Source organism: Agrobacterium sp. rho-13.3 (assembly GCF_033957765.2).
Taxonomy (GTDB): domain Bacteria; phylum Pseudomonadota; class Alphaproteobacteria; order Rhizobiales; family Rhizobiaceae; genus Agrobacterium.
The window spans coordinates 2162168-2174623 of the sequence record NZ_CP192774.1 but is presented as its reverse complement, the minus strand read 5'-3'; the positions used below and the strand labels follow the sequence as shown (position 1 = coordinate 2174623).

12 protein-coding genes are annotated in these 12456 nt (G+C 57.3%); 9 read left to right on the top strand and 3 right to left on the bottom strand.

The window, feature by feature from the left end; genetic code table 11:
* Window positions 1-93: 93 nt before the first annotated feature.
* The 5 genes from RMR16_RS10825 to RMR16_RS10805 all read left to right on the top strand — a co-directional run bounded on the left by RMR16_RS10825 (window position 94) and on the right by RMR16_RS10805 (window position 5293).
* Window positions 94-747, top strand: coding sequence for a thiamine phosphate synthase (locus RMR16_RS10825; protein WP_320198220.1), 654 nt, complete (start codon window positions 94-96; stop codon window positions 745-747).
* Window positions 748-755: 8 nt separating this feature from the next.
* A complete protein-coding gene (locus tag RMR16_RS10820) occupies window positions 756-1949 on the top strand; it encodes a tetratricopeptide repeat protein (protein WP_320198221.1) in 1194 nt (397 codons plus the stop codon).
* A gap of 141 nt (window positions 1950-2090) precedes the next feature.
* Window positions 2091-2891: an inositol monophosphatase family protein gene (locus RMR16_RS10815; RefSeq protein ID WP_320198222.1), complete on the top strand. Its 801-nt coding sequence runs from the start codon at window positions 2091-2093 to the stop codon at window positions 2889-2891.
* 345 nt (window positions 2892-3236) lie between these two features.
* On the top strand, window positions 3237-4259 hold the full coding sequence (locus RMR16_RS10810) for a flagellar motor protein MotA (RefSeq protein ID WP_320198223.1): 1023 nt from the start codon (window positions 3237-3239) through the stop codon (window positions 4257-4259).
* A gap of 2 nt (window positions 4260-4261) precedes the next feature.
* Window positions 4262-5293, top strand: a complete 1032-nt coding sequence (locus tag RMR16_RS10805; RefSeq protein ID WP_320198224.1) for a peptidoglycan -binding protein — start codon at window positions 4262-4264, stop codon at window positions 5291-5293.
* 22 nt (window positions 5294-5315) lie between these two features.
* On the opposite strand, the gene RMR16_RS10800 is transcribed toward RMR16_RS10805, so the two are convergent.
* The gene (locus RMR16_RS10800; RefSeq protein WP_320198225.1) at window positions 5316-5471 is read right to left on the bottom strand and encodes a hypothetical protein; all 156 of its coding nucleotides are present in this window, start codon (window positions 5469-5471) and stop codon (window positions 5316-5318) included.
* Window positions 5472-5604: 133 nt separating this feature from the next.
* Here RMR16_RS10800 and RMR16_RS10795 point away from each other — a divergent pair, with 133 nt between their 5' ends.
* The 3 genes from RMR16_RS10795 to RMR16_RS10785 all read left to right on the top strand — a co-directional run bounded on the left by RMR16_RS10795 (window position 5605) and on the right by RMR16_RS10785 (window position 7945).
* A complete protein-coding gene (locus tag RMR16_RS10795; protein WP_320198226.1) occupies window positions 5605-6882 on the top strand; it encodes an MFS transporter in 1278 nt (425 codons plus the stop codon).
* A complete protein-coding gene (locus tag RMR16_RS10790; RefSeq protein ID WP_320198227.1) occupies window positions 6879-7073 on the top strand; it encodes a DUF1192 domain-containing protein in 195 nt (64 codons plus the stop codon). Before RMR16_RS10795 ends, RMR16_RS10790 begins: the two co-directional genes overlap by 4 nt.
* Window positions 7074-7429: 356 nt before the next feature.
* A complete protein-coding gene (locus tag RMR16_RS10785) occupies window positions 7430-7945 on the top strand; it encodes a DUF1465 family protein (protein ID WP_320198228.1) in 516 nt (171 codons plus the stop codon).
* Window positions 7946-8229: 284 nt separating this feature from the next.
* Here the strand turns inward: RMR16_RS10785 and rpmE are convergent, their stop codons facing one another.
* Window positions 8230-8451 (bottom strand): 50S ribosomal protein L31, encoded by a 222-nt coding sequence (gene rpmE, locus RMR16_RS10780; protein ID WP_320198229.1) that lies wholly within the window; start codon window positions 8449-8451, stop codon window positions 8230-8232.
* A gap of 246 nt (window positions 8452-8697) precedes the next feature.
* Here rpmE and RMR16_RS10775 point away from each other — a divergent pair, with 246 nt between their 5' ends.
* Window positions 8698-10506: an ABC transporter transmembrane domain-containing protein gene (locus RMR16_RS10775; RefSeq protein ID WP_320198230.1), complete on the top strand. Its 1809-nt coding sequence runs from the start codon at window positions 8698-8700 to the stop codon at window positions 10504-10506.
* A gap of 180 nt (window positions 10507-10686) precedes the next feature.
* On the opposite strand, the gene RMR16_RS10770 is transcribed toward RMR16_RS10775, so the two are convergent.
* Window positions 10687-12333, bottom strand: a complete 1647-nt coding sequence (locus RMR16_RS10770) for an FAD-binding dehydrogenase (RefSeq protein WP_320198231.1) — start codon at window positions 12331-12333, stop codon at window positions 10687-10689.
* Between the last annotated feature and the right edge of the window lie 123 nt (window positions 12334-12456).

Here is a 12456-nt window from a genome sequence, read left to right as displayed (position 1 = left end):
ATCCTTTCGCCTGTCCGGTTTATCGGAAAGAGGACATGAAAACGAGTGCAGATTGCGGGCGAAGCGTCCTGTCTGCGGAAAATGGATAAACTGATGAGTGCACCCCAAGATCGCTGCCGCCTCGTTCTGATCGTTCCTGCAAACGATGATGCTGCAAATCAGGCCAAGACATTGGAAGATGCATTGCGGGGCGGCGATGTCGCCTCCGTCATCATTCCGCAATATGGACTGGATGATGCGACCTTCCAGAAGTTGACCGAGGTTCTGGTGCCCATCGTGCAGGAAGCCGGTGCCGCAGCGCTGGTGGCTGGCGATAGCCGCGCTGCAAGCCGCTCCAAGGCAGATGGCCTGCATGTTGTCGGCAATGCGCAAGCGCTGGCCGAGGCTGTGGAAAACTTCGCACCCAAGCTGATCGTAGGTGGCGGCAATGCCGATGACCGCCATAAGGCGCTGGAGCAGGGCGAGAGCAACCCGGACTATATGTTCTTCGGCAAGCTGGAAGGTGACATCAAACCGGAAGCCCATTCCAAGAATCTCGCGCTTGGCGAATGGTGGGCATCGATGATCGAAATCCCCGCCATCGTTATGGGCGGCTCCGATATCGCCTCTGCCTTGGCTGTTTCTGAAACCGGCGTGGAATTCGTGGCGCTGCGTCAGGCCGTGTTTGGCTATGCGGGAGGCCCTGCACAGGCGGTGGCGGAAGCAAACGCATTGCTTGACGAAAAAGCGCCACGGTTTGGCGGTTGATACAAGCGATGATCGCTCGCTCTTTTCTGCTTCGTGTGTCCGTTTCGGCTTTTGCTCTGCTTTTTGCGGTGATGCCGCATCACGCGCAGTCGCAGGATAAGGCCGCGAACCCATCGCAACTTCTGCCGGGTCTCGATGCCCCAAGTCCGGCCAACGAAGCGATGCCAGAAGAGGACACCGATTTCGGTCCCGTCAATACCGGCGGGCCGGAGGTGCTGTCTCGCCCGTCCGATCCGGGTGCCGAACTGATCCGCAAGGGGCGTGTGGTTTCAGAAGAGCAGAAAGACTTGCAGCCTTCCGGCGGCGTCAATGTCTATCAGCGCATGGGCGCCGAATTGCCGCCGCTGCCGCCGGAAAAGAAATTCACCGGCAAGGTGGACGATGCTTTTGGACATTACCAGCGCGGCGAATATGTGCAGGCGCTGGACAAGGCTTTGACCCGTGCACAGACCGGCGATGCCGCAGCCCAGACGCTTGTGGCGGAAATGATGTCCCGTGGCTTCGGCATTGCCCGCGATAACAAGACGGCTGCCTTCTGGTATGAACAGGCCGCCAAGGGCGGCGATCCCGTTGCCATGTTCAAATACGCGCTGATCGTGATGGAAGGCAAACTCGCTAAGCACGACAAGGCGCTGGCGGATGATTATATGCGCCGTGCGGCGGAAGCGGGCAATGCGGAGGCCGAGTTCAACTGGGCGCAAATCCTTGTGTCCCAGACGCCCGGCCCGAACGGCCTGCATGCTGCTTTGCCCTTTTATGAAAAATCAGCGGGCAAGGGCATCGCAGATGCGCAATATGCCGTCTCGCAAATCTACTGGAACCTCAAGGATACGCCGCCTGAAAAGAAAGCCAAAGCACGCGAATGGCTGACCCGCGCGGCCAAGGCAGGCTTCGATACGGCGCAGGTCGATCTCGGCATCTGGCTCGTCAACGGCATCGGCGGTGAGCGCAATCTGGAAGAGGGCTTCCGCTGGCTTTACGGCGCGGCACAGCGGGGCAATGTCGTGGCCCAGAACAAGGTCGCCCATCTTTACATTCAGGCGCTTGGCACAAAGCCAGACCCGGTGGAAGCGGCCAAATGGTACGTGCTCTCTCGCCGTGCCGGATTGAAAGACCCCGGCCTTGAAGATTTCTATCTCGGCATCGAAGACGAACAGCAGAAGAAAGCCATTGAGGCAGCCAATCGGTTTCGTCCTGCATAGCGCGCAGGGAGCCTAAGGCTTTTTGCCTTGAATTCCGGCGCGTTTTGTGGTCTTGAACCGCAAACTTTCAATCAGAAACCATATCTGTATGCCCGCTGGAATTTTTTTCCGCAGGTTCAGCCACCTTTCAGGAACATTTTCATGGCCCGCTCAGCCCTCCTCAATGTCATGGTTCAGGCCGCTCTCAAGGCGGGAAAATCTTTGTCGCGTGACTTCGGCGAAGTGCAGAACCTTCAGGTTTCCGTGAAGGGACCGAGCGATTTCGTCTCGCAGGCAGACATCAAGGCGGAAAAGATTGTTCGCGACGAGCTGATGAAGGCCCGCCCGACCTACGACTTTCTTGGTGAAGAAGGTGGCGAGGAAAAGGGTTCGGATGGCGCGCACCGCTGGATCGTCGATCCGCTGGATGGCACCACCAACTTCCTGCACGGCATTCCGCAGTTTGCCGTTTCCATCGCCCTGGAACGTAACGGCGAAATCGTCGCCGGTGTGATTTTCAACCCTGCGACGGATGAGCTTTACACCGCAGAACGCGGTTTCGGCGCGTTCCTCAACGACCGCCGTATTCGCGTCGCCGCTCGCAAGGTACTGTCCGATTGCGTCGTCAGTTGCGGCGCGCCGCATCTGGGTCGTGGCAACCACGGCAAGTTTCTTGTCGAGTTGCGCCACACCATGGGAGAAGTCGCCGGCATCCGCCGCTTTGGCGCGGCGTCTCTGGACCTTGCCTATGTTGCGGCAGGCCGCATCGACGGTTTCTGGGAAGCCGATCTTGCACCGTGGGATATTGCCGCTGGCCTTATCCTCATTCGCGAAGCCGGTGGTTTCGTCAGCGAAATGGGTGGTCAACAGGATATTCTCAATCAGGGCAGCGTCGTTGCCGGAAATGAATATATCCAGAAGGCACTGCTCGAAGTGGTCAACCGTCCCATTCCGGGCCGTTGAGCTTCGCCTCTATGGCTCCTGAAATGGGTCGCCAGATGCTCTGACGTCATCCTCGGGCTTGTCCCGAGGATCCACCACCGTTGCAACAACCGCAACGTCGCAGATGCCCGGGACAAGCCCGAGCATGACGTGGGGAGGGGAGCACAGAGCCTCTCATGACCCTCGAAAGCGCCTTAAAACGCAGCTCTCCCGGCCACACATAAAAACCCTTGCCCTGTGACCTGCTTTTCACTTCAATTCGTCTTAATTTTCAACTAGCTTCCCGTGTGACCTGTGATCGCGCTTGCCGAAATCCATCGGGATTTTCGCGCGAACGTTGCGGCTGTACCAAAGGGAATGAACGTTATGGCGGATACGGAATTGCTCGATGTCGGCGTCGAGAAACCGGTGACGAAACAATATCATCATAGGCTGTCGAGCCCCACGCCGTTTTTGTGGACGATGATCATCTTCCTGATCATCGTTGGCTTCCTCGCGGCCATTCTCTTCCGGCAGGCCCAGTCGGCCTTTATGACCAATCCCGGATTGAACGGATTCATCCTTGGTGTTCTGGTCATCGGTATTATTCTGGTCTTTTCGCAAATATTCAGCCTTCGACCCGAAGTGCGCTGGTTCAACGGTTTTCAGGCTGCTGGCAATGTCGACAAGGCTGGCCGCACGCCCAAGCTTCTCGCACCCATGCACTCCGTCATCGGCAAGCGTGGCGAAGTGCGCCTCTCCACCGTCACGCAGCGCTCCATCCTCGATTCCATCGCCACGCGGCTGGACGAATCACGCGATACCTCGCGTTATCTGATCGGCCTTCTGGTTTTCCTCGGCCTGCTCGGCACCTTCTGGGGCTTGATTGGCACGATTGGTGCCATCAGCGACGTCATTCAGGGGCTGGACCCAAAGGCTGGCGATACCAACGATATTCTGTCCTCGTTGAAGTCAGGCCTCACAGCGCCTCTGGCGGGCATGGGCACGGCGTTTTCGTCCTCGCTCCTCGGCCTGTCCGGCTCGCTCATCCTCGGTTTTCTCGATCTTCAGGCCGGTCGCGCCCAGAACCGTTTTTATACGGAGCTTGAGAACTGGCTATCGTCCGTGACCGATACTGGCACGGACGTGACGGGCGAGGCAAAAACCAGTGCCGGTTATGGTGCGGTCAGCACGGAACGGTCGCTGGCCGCCATGACCAGCCTTGCGGAAGGCATTCAAGGTCTGGTCAAGAACATGCGCGGCGAACAGCAGATGCTGCGCGACTGGATCGAAGCTCAGCAGGAGGAGGCCAGAGCGCTGCGCCGCACACTGGATCGGCTCTCTGCGCGCATCGACGCCGAACAGAAATCGGGCACCCGTTCCACCCGCCACGATAACGGGAGCGAATAGCCATGGCGCTAGCGCGCAACCGCCGCCGCGACCGGGGCGTGGATTATTGGCCCGGCTTCGTCGATGCTCTCTCGACGCTGCTCATGGCCATCATGTTCCTGCTCACGGTTTTCGTGCTGGCGCAATTCATCCTCTCGCGGGAAATTTCCGGCAAGGATGAAGTTCTGACACGGCTGAACACGCAGATTTCGGAACTGACTGAATTGCTGGCGCTGGAAAAAGGCAGCAAGCAGGATATCGAAGACACGCTCGCCAACCTTCAATCAACCTTGGCCGTATCCGAAAACGAACGTTCCCGCCTGCAATCCTTGCTGGACTCAGGCGCAGGCAACAATTCAGCCGCCGCCGTTCGGGCCGGGCAATTGTCCGGTGAACTGGAAGATGCGCGTCAGGCTGGCACGCGGGCGTCCGCGCAGATCGATCTTCTCAACCAGCAGATTGCTGCGCTGCGCGCTCAGATCGCCTCTGTGGAATCCGCCTTGCAGGCTTCGGAAGCCAAGGATTCGTCTTCGCAGGTCAAAATCGCCGACCTCGGCCGACGCCTTAACGTGGCGCTGGCGCAGCGCGTGCAGGAACTCAACCGTTACCGCTCCGATTTCTTCGGTCGCCTGCGGGAAATCCTGTCTGACCGTGAAAATATCCGCATCGTCGGAGACCGTTTCGTGTTCCAGTCCGAGGTTCTGTTTCCCTCTGGCGGAAACGACCTGAACCCGGCGGGACAAGCTGAAATGGCCAAGCTTGCCACCGCGCTGATCGATCTGGCCAAGGAAATTCCAGCCGAAATCAACTGGGTGCTGCGTGTGGATGGTCACACCGACAATGTCCAGCTGTCCGGCACTGGCCGTTTCCGCGACAACTGGGAACTCTCGTCTGCCCGCGCCACGTCAGTCGTCAAGTACCTTATCTCTCAGGGTGTTCCCGCCAATCGCTTGGTTGCCGCAGGTTTTGGCGAGTATCAGCCATTGGCTGACGGTGAGACTCCGGAAGCGCGCTCCCAAAACCGCCGGATTGAGTTGAAGTTGACGGAGCGATAGCGGCCTGAGAGGCCTTTGCAGCTCATGGTCGCAACAGCAACACGAGTGTCCACAACACAAAGGCCGCAGCCGCGATTTTCCAGCAATCGCCACGCTTTCGCAGTCCCGGCCATCCCAGCGGGCGGATGATCTGAATGGTCATCGCCAGAAGTAAAAAAAGGCCGATTGCCTTCGTCATCGCGAAACCTTTTGGCTTTATTAAAGATATGTCACAGGCTGGACATTTTTAGTGTTCACCAAAGGCAGCAAACTATTCGCGCACAGCCCCACCAGTTTTACACAATCCATCGCCCCAGCAAGAGAGTGGCTTTATGAGCAGAAACCTTCTACCCGTATTCGCTCTTTTATCCAGCACCTTGTTTCTGTTTCTGGGCAATGGCTTGCAAGGTCTTCTGCTTCCCGTGCGTGGTTCGGCAGAGGGTTACTCCAACGAAGTGCTGGGTTTCCTGGGTACATCATGGGCTGCGGGCTTTGTGATTGGTTGTTTTGTTGCACCGGCAATTGTGCGGCGAGCGGGCCATATTCGTGCTTTCGGCAGTTTTGTGGCGCTCATTTGCCTGACTGTGCTTCTCACCGGTCTTTTCATCGATGATGTGTCCTGGGTTGCACTGCGCGCCCTGACGGGCTTCTGCACCGCCGGAACATCGATGATTATCGAAAGCTGGCTGAACGAGCGCGCCACCAATGAAAGCCGTGGTGCGATCTTTTCGCTTTACATCGCCATCACACTGTTTGGCGTCGTTGCTGGCCAGATGGTTGTTCCCTTGGGCAATGTCAGCAACACCACGCTCTTTATGGTCTGCGCCATCGTTTATTGTGTCGCCATCATGCCGGCCATGTTGTCCAAGGCCGAAAGTCCCAAGCCGCTGAAAAAGGTGAAGCTGGATTTGCGAGGGCTTTATCGCAATTCACCCGTGTCTTTCGTCGGGATATTGCTGATTGGCATCGCCAATGGCGCTTATGGAACCTTGGGCGCTGTTTTTGGCGCGCGGGCAGGGCTTGATCCGACAACGATTGCCATCATGGTCAGCGTCACGATTTTTGTCGGCGCGCTGGCGCAGTTTCCCGCCGGAAAGCTATCGGACCGCATAGATCGCCGTTTTGTGCTGGCGGGACTTTCTGGACTGGCTGCGCTTGCTGGTCTGGCTGTCACGCTCATCCAGCCCAGCCACGTCTATTTCCTAATTGGCATGATCGCCGTTTATGGCGCAGCCGCCAATGCGCTCTACCCCATCGCTGTGGCACATGCGAATGACTACGCTTCGTCGGAAGATTTCGTCAAAGTGTCAGGCGGACTTCTCTTGCTTTACGGCATCGGCACCATCATCGGCCCCACTCTTGGTGGTCCGATCATGACATATTTCGGCCCCTACGCACTCTTTGTGGTGACAGCGGTATCGCATCTTCTCATCACCGCCTATGCTATATTCCGGTCGAGACAGCGCGCCACGCTTTCCACGGAGGAGAAAGACAACTTCTCCACCATGACGACGGCACCGCTGGTGACGCCTGAAAGTGTATCGCTTGATCCAAGAGCGCCCCAATATCCGGAAGACGAAGCGGATTTGGAAAAAGGAGCGGGAATATGAGCCTTTTCGACGATGATCTACCGAAAAAGAGCATGGCGACTCACATTGTCGGCAGCGATCTCAGCCTTATGTCTGTCGATGAATTGACCGCGCACATCAATATTTTGCAGGTGGAGATACAGCGGCTGGAGGTTGAGCGCGAGAAGAAGTCGATTGGCAGAAAAGCGGCGGAAAGTCTTTTCCGCTCTTGAGTATCGAAGAAACGTCTCGTTAAGGTTACGGCGTGGGTCAGCGTCTCGTTTACCATTAATGGTAAATTAACCTTTCTGAGTGATTACTATACATGTCCAGTTCTTCTGGGCCTCAGGCAGTTTCTCCAATCGGCGAATTGGTCTGATTTTTCTCCCTGTTTTACCTTGAGAGCCGCTTTTGCGGCTCTTTTTTTGTCTGGTAACAAACCTGCCAAACCTGTGGGTATTAACCTTTCTTTAATAATCAGCTTGCGCAATTGCGCTATTGATATCATCCTGAAAATACAAAGAGGCCGGAACTATTAAGCCGCTTTTCCGTTGCCAGTTAGTATGATGCGTCAGCAGGATGTGAAAAAATGTCAGAACAAGTTTTGAATACCATAAGCTTTGCTGGCCACGCCGCAGCATCGAACCAATTTAAGACTCTCTATTCTGAGGGTATGACTTTGGTGGAAGAGACGGCAACTTATCTCGACGGTTCCGGTCGCGCCGCCTCCAAGGTTTTGCCCCGCATGGCATCTGTGCTTTACGCAGCAGAATCCATGCGCCTCACCACACGCCTCATGCAGATGGCCTCTTGGCTGCTGCTCCAGCGCGCCGTCAACAATGGCGAGATGAGCCGCGATCAGGTCATCAACGAAAAGAACAAGGTACGTCTCGACAACTTCAACGTCGACCGAAACGCTCCAGGCTGGAATGACCTGCCTGAGTCTTTCCGCGATCTGGTTGAGCGCTCGCTGCGCCTCCAGAACCGCGTCGCTCTTCTCGATCGCGAAATTTATCGCCCGGCTGAAGCCACCAAGGTTCCAGACAATGAGAACAGCGTTCAGGCCCAGCTTAACCTGCTGCGCACGGCATTCTCGGGTAACTGAGTTTCAGCGGCATCATGATTTTGAAAAGCAGGCTTCGGCCTGCTTTTTTTATTGCGAATACGGCTTTTCATTTAGCAAACTCTTGTCCCCTGTCATTGCGGCCTTGAGCCGGAATCCAGCAGCATCGCGTCTATGGCGCGAAGGAGCCTTTTGCGATCAAGGACTTGATCGCACTGGATCCCGGATCAGGTCCGGGATGACGGAAGGCGGCAACACACTCGCATCCAAACAACAAAAAACCCTGGATCGCTCCAGGGTTTTTGCATTCAGTAAATTCAAAAGTATTAGAGGCCGAGGCCGCCAAAACGCTTGTTGAACTTGGAAACACGGCCGCCACGGTCCAGCATCTGCTGGTTTCCGCCGGTCCATGCCGGGTGAGACGTTGGGTCGATTTCAAGGTTCATGACCTGACCCTCGGAACCCCATGTGGAACGTGTTTGGTATTCTGTGCCATCGGTCATGACCACTTTGATCACGTGATAGTCGGGATGGATATCAGCCTTCATGACAATCTTCCTGCTTTGGTGACATGCGGACCATTTGCCGCAATTGCGTCAACTGAGCCAATTCAATAATGAAGCTTTAGACCTTAACGGTCATGGCTTCCCAATTCGATGCGGAGCCTATACATGAAGGTCGCCGAGATAACAAGTGCCTCAAGATGCTTGGCGCCATAGTTGACAAGACAGATTTGAACTTCGCCGCAGGCTGGTGAAAGCCATTCCAACGCAGGCACATGCAGGAGCAGAGACGTGGCGGATATCCAGGAACAGAAATCGGCAACGCGCAGAACTCCAAAACCGCTGGCGAGCCTGTTTCCCTATCTCAAGCGATATCGCGGTCTGGTCACTGCTGCGTTGTTTGCGCTTATCCTGTCTTCCGCAACCACGCTGGCTTTGCCACTGGCCGTTCGCCGCATTATCGATCACGGTTTTACGGGCGCAGACGGCGCAATGATCAACAATTATTTTGCCATGCTGCTGGCCATCGCCGTGGTTCTCGCACTCGCCAGCGCCATGCGCTATTATTTCGTCATGACGATAGGCGAGCGTGTGGTGGCTGATTTGCGTCGCGATGTTTTTGCGCATCTGACGTCTTTGTCCCAAGCTTTCTTCGATGCAAATCATTCGGGCGAACTGACATCACGGCTCACTGCCGATACCGTGCAGATCAGGTCCGCTTTCGGCTCTTCTGCTTCTGTGGCTCTGCGCAACATCCTGCTCTGTCTCGGTGGCGTAGTGATGATGGTCTACACCAGCCCAAGCCTTGCAGGTCTTGCGCTGCTGGCCATACCGTTCATCGTTTTCCCGCTCATTGCTTTCGGACGTTCGGTGCGGTCCCGCTCCAGAACCACGCAGGATACGCTGGCAGCCTCTGCCGCCTTTGCGGCGGAAACGATTTCCGCAAGCCGCACCATCCAGTCTTTTAATACAGAGCCGTTGGCCAACAGCCGTTACAATGCTGCTGTCGAAAAAGCCTATCAAGGGGCGCGCGCTGCCATCAGTGCCCGCGCCATCCTCACCGCTGTGGCCATCAGCTTCGTCTTCGGTAGCGTTGTTGCTATCCTGTGGTATGGCGCGCACGGCGTGCTGGTCGGCACGATTTCAGCCGGAACACTCAGCCAGTTCGTTCTCTATTCGGTGATTGCTGCCAGCGCACTTGGTCAGCTGTCCGAAGTCTGGGGCGAGCTTTCGCAGGCGGGTGGCGCGGCGGAGCGTCTGGCAGAGCTGCTGCACGAAAAATCTCCGGTTGAAAATCCTGCGCATCCCGCCACTTTGCCGGTACCTGCGCGTGGCGAAGCCAGCTTCGAGAATGTTGCGTTCCATTATCCGCAGGGTGCAGACAAGCCGATCATCGGCGACCTGTCTTTCACGGTTTCTGCTGGTGAAACAGTTGCCATCGTCGGCCCATCGGGTGCGGGCAAAAGCACGGTCTTCTCGCTGCTCATGCGTTTCTACGATCCGCAGGCAGGCCGTATCACCGTTGATGGAACCGATATCCGCTCCGTGACGCTGGAAGAGCTTCGCTCACGACTGGCCATCGTGCCGCAGGATGTGGCGATCTTCGCGACGTCGATCCATGACAACATCGCCTTCGGCAAACCGGATGCGACCCGCGAAGAGGTGCGTGCTGCTGCCGTTGCCGCGCAGGCCGATGGCTTTATCACCAAGCTTTCGGACGGTTACGACACGATTGCCGGCGAACGCGGTGTGACCCTCTCCGGCGGCCAGCGCCAGCGTATCGCGATTGCCCGTGCTATCCTTCGAAATGCGCCCATTCTGCTGCTGGACGAGGCAACCTCGGCACTGGATGCCGAGAGCGAAACACTGGTGCAGAAGGCGCTGGACCAACTGATCGCCAAACGCACCACCATCGTCATCGCCCACAGGCTTGCCACTGTGCTGAAGGCAGACCGCATTCTGGTGATGGACGAAGGACGCATCATCGAAGAAGGCACCCATCAAAGCCTCATCCGTCAGGGCGGGCTTTACGCAAAACTCGCCCGGCTTCAGTTTGAGACAGGTCGTGAAGACGTCTTGCCACTGGTGAAGACGGTTTAGCGTCTGGAGAAAACCAGCCGTTCCGTCATACCGGCCTTGAGCCGGTATCCAGCAGCGCCACGTCTGCGGCGCAGAAGAGTCTTCTGCGATCAATGACTTGATCGCGCTGGACCCCGGATCAGGTCCGGGGTGACGGAGTCAACAGAACCAGCTCTACACAAAATCTAAACGCATCACACTTCAACCGCCCACGTTGCGGCCCGCCACACGACCGGAAAACAGGCATCCACCAAGGAATGTGCCTTCCAGCGCATTATAGCCGTGCATTCCGCCGCCGCCGAAACCCGCAACTTCGCCCGCCGCATAAAGACCGGGCACCGGGTGCCCCGCGCCATCCAGCACGCGGCTGTTGAGGTCCGTGTGCAGCCCACCCAGCGTCTTGCGGGTGAGGATGTGCAGGCGCACGGCAATCAGCGGACCGGCTGCGGGGTCCAGCAGCCGATGCGGTTTGGCGGTGCGCATCAATTTATCGCCAAGATAATTGCGTGCTCCACGAATGGCTGTGATCTGCGCATCTTTACTAAAGCGATTATCGATTTCGCGGTCTCTTGCCTCGATCTGCTTGCGGATATGCGCGGGGTCTAGTCGACCTTCACCGCTGATGGTGTTCATCGCCTGCACCAGTTCTTCCAGCGTATCGCGCACGGCAAAATCCTCGCCGCGCTCCATGAAGGCCTTGACCGGACCGGGCGGCTCCTTGCCGAGACGTTTCAACAGCAACGGAATATTCTTGCCCGTCAGGTCCGGGTTCTGCTCTGAACCGGACAGCGCGAACTCCTTTTTGATGATCGCCTTGGTGAGAATGAACCAGCTGTAATCGCTACCCCGCTCCCGCAGTATTTTCAGCGTGCCGAGTGTATCGAAACCCGGCATGGCCGGTGCGGCGAGGCGATTGCCATTCGCATCGCACCAGAAGGAGGATGGGCCGGGCAGGATGCGGATGCCGTGGTTGGGCCAGATCGGATCGTGGTTTTTCACGCCTTCGGTATAGTGCCACATGCGGTCGCGGTTGATGACCGTGCCACCCGCCGCCTCGGTAATGCCAATCATGCGCCCATCCACATGGGCGGGAACACCGCAGACCATGTCTGCGGGTGGTTGACCGAGACGATCCACCGGCCAGTTCTGGCGCACCAGATCGTGATTGCCACCAATGCCGCCGGAGGTGACGATCACAGCCGAGGCCTCGAAACGGAAATCTCCGATCACATCACGGCTGCTCTTTTCGCCGCGCTGAACCGGATCATCACCCAGCACCGTGCCGGAAACGCCGATGACAGTGCCGTTCGCACTGTCCAGTGCGTCCACCTGATGCCGGAATTTGAAAATGATCTGGCCGCTGTCTTCCAGGGCTTTGGCTTTTTTGACGAAGGGCGCTAGCACGCCGGGGCCGGTTCCCCAGGTCACATGAAAGCGCGGCACGGAGTTGCCATGACCATGGGCGTGCGATCCGCCCCGTTCTGCCCAGCCGACGACAGGAAACCACCGCATACCAAGCCCATGCAGCCAAGCCCGCTTTTCACCCGCGGCAAAATTGAGATAGGCCTCCGCCCACATGCCCGGCCAATGATCTTCCGGTCGGTCGAATGCGGCGGAGCCGAACCAGTCCTGCCGGGCGAGATCAAGGCTGTCGCGCACCCGCATGAAGCGCTGCTCGGGACTGTCCACGAAAAATAACCCGCCCAGCGACCAGAACGCCTGTCCCCCGAGGTTTTGGCGACCCTCTTGGTCGACAATGCAAACTTTAAGGCCGCGCTCTGCTGCCTCCGTTGCTGCCACCAGCCCTGCAAGCCCCGCACCGACAACAATCACATCGAATTGCTTCATCAATCCCTCCCGAAAGACTGAGGTTTACTTTTACGCGAAGGTCAATGCGTTGCAATGGCTGAGCGGCAGGTGAGTGTTTGTAAGAAATGGGCGGAGAGCAAAGGCCGACTAGCCCGCTCTCCG

Coding starts and splice junctions, on each gene's coding strand:
- RMR16_RS10785 (WP_320198228.1), top strand. CDS start 7,430: ATGTCAGAACAAGTTTTGAATACCATAAGCTTTGCTGGCCACGCCGCA.
- RMR16_RS10790 (WP_320198227.1), top strand. CDS start 6,879: ATGAGCCTTTTCGACGATGATCTACCGAAAAAGAGCATGGCGACTCAC.
- RMR16_RS10820 (WP_320198221.1), top strand. CDS start 756: ATGATCGCTCGCTCTTTTCTGCTTCGTGTGTCCGTTTCGGCTTTTGCT.
- RMR16_RS10795 (WP_320198226.1), top strand. CDS start 5,605: ATGAGCAGAAACCTTCTACCCGTATTCGCTCTTTTATCCAGCACCTTG.
- RMR16_RS10825 (WP_320198220.1), top strand. CDS start 94: ATGAGTGCACCCCAAGATCGCTGCCGCCTCGTTCTGATCGTTCCTGCA.
- RMR16_RS10805 (WP_320198224.1), top strand. CDS start 4,262: ATGGCGCTAGCGCGCAACCGCCGCCGCGACCGGGGCGTGGATTATTGG.
- rpmE (WP_320198229.1), bottom strand. CDS start 8,451: ATGAAGGCTGATATCCATCCCGACTATCACGTGATCAAAGTGGTCATG.
- RMR16_RS10800 (WP_320198225.1), bottom strand. CDS start 5,471: ATGACGAAGGCAATCGGCCTTTTTTTACTTCTGGCGATGACCATTCAG.
- RMR16_RS10810 (WP_320198223.1), top strand. CDS start 3,237: ATGGCGGATACGGAATTGCTCGATGTCGGCGTCGAGAAACCGGTGACG.
- RMR16_RS10815 (WP_320198222.1), top strand. CDS start 2,091: ATGGCCCGCTCAGCCCTCCTCAATGTCATGGTTCAGGCCGCTCTCAAG.
- RMR16_RS10770 (WP_320198231.1), bottom strand. CDS start 12,333: ATGAAGCAATTCGATGTGATTGTTGTCGGTGCGGGGCTTGCAGGGCTG.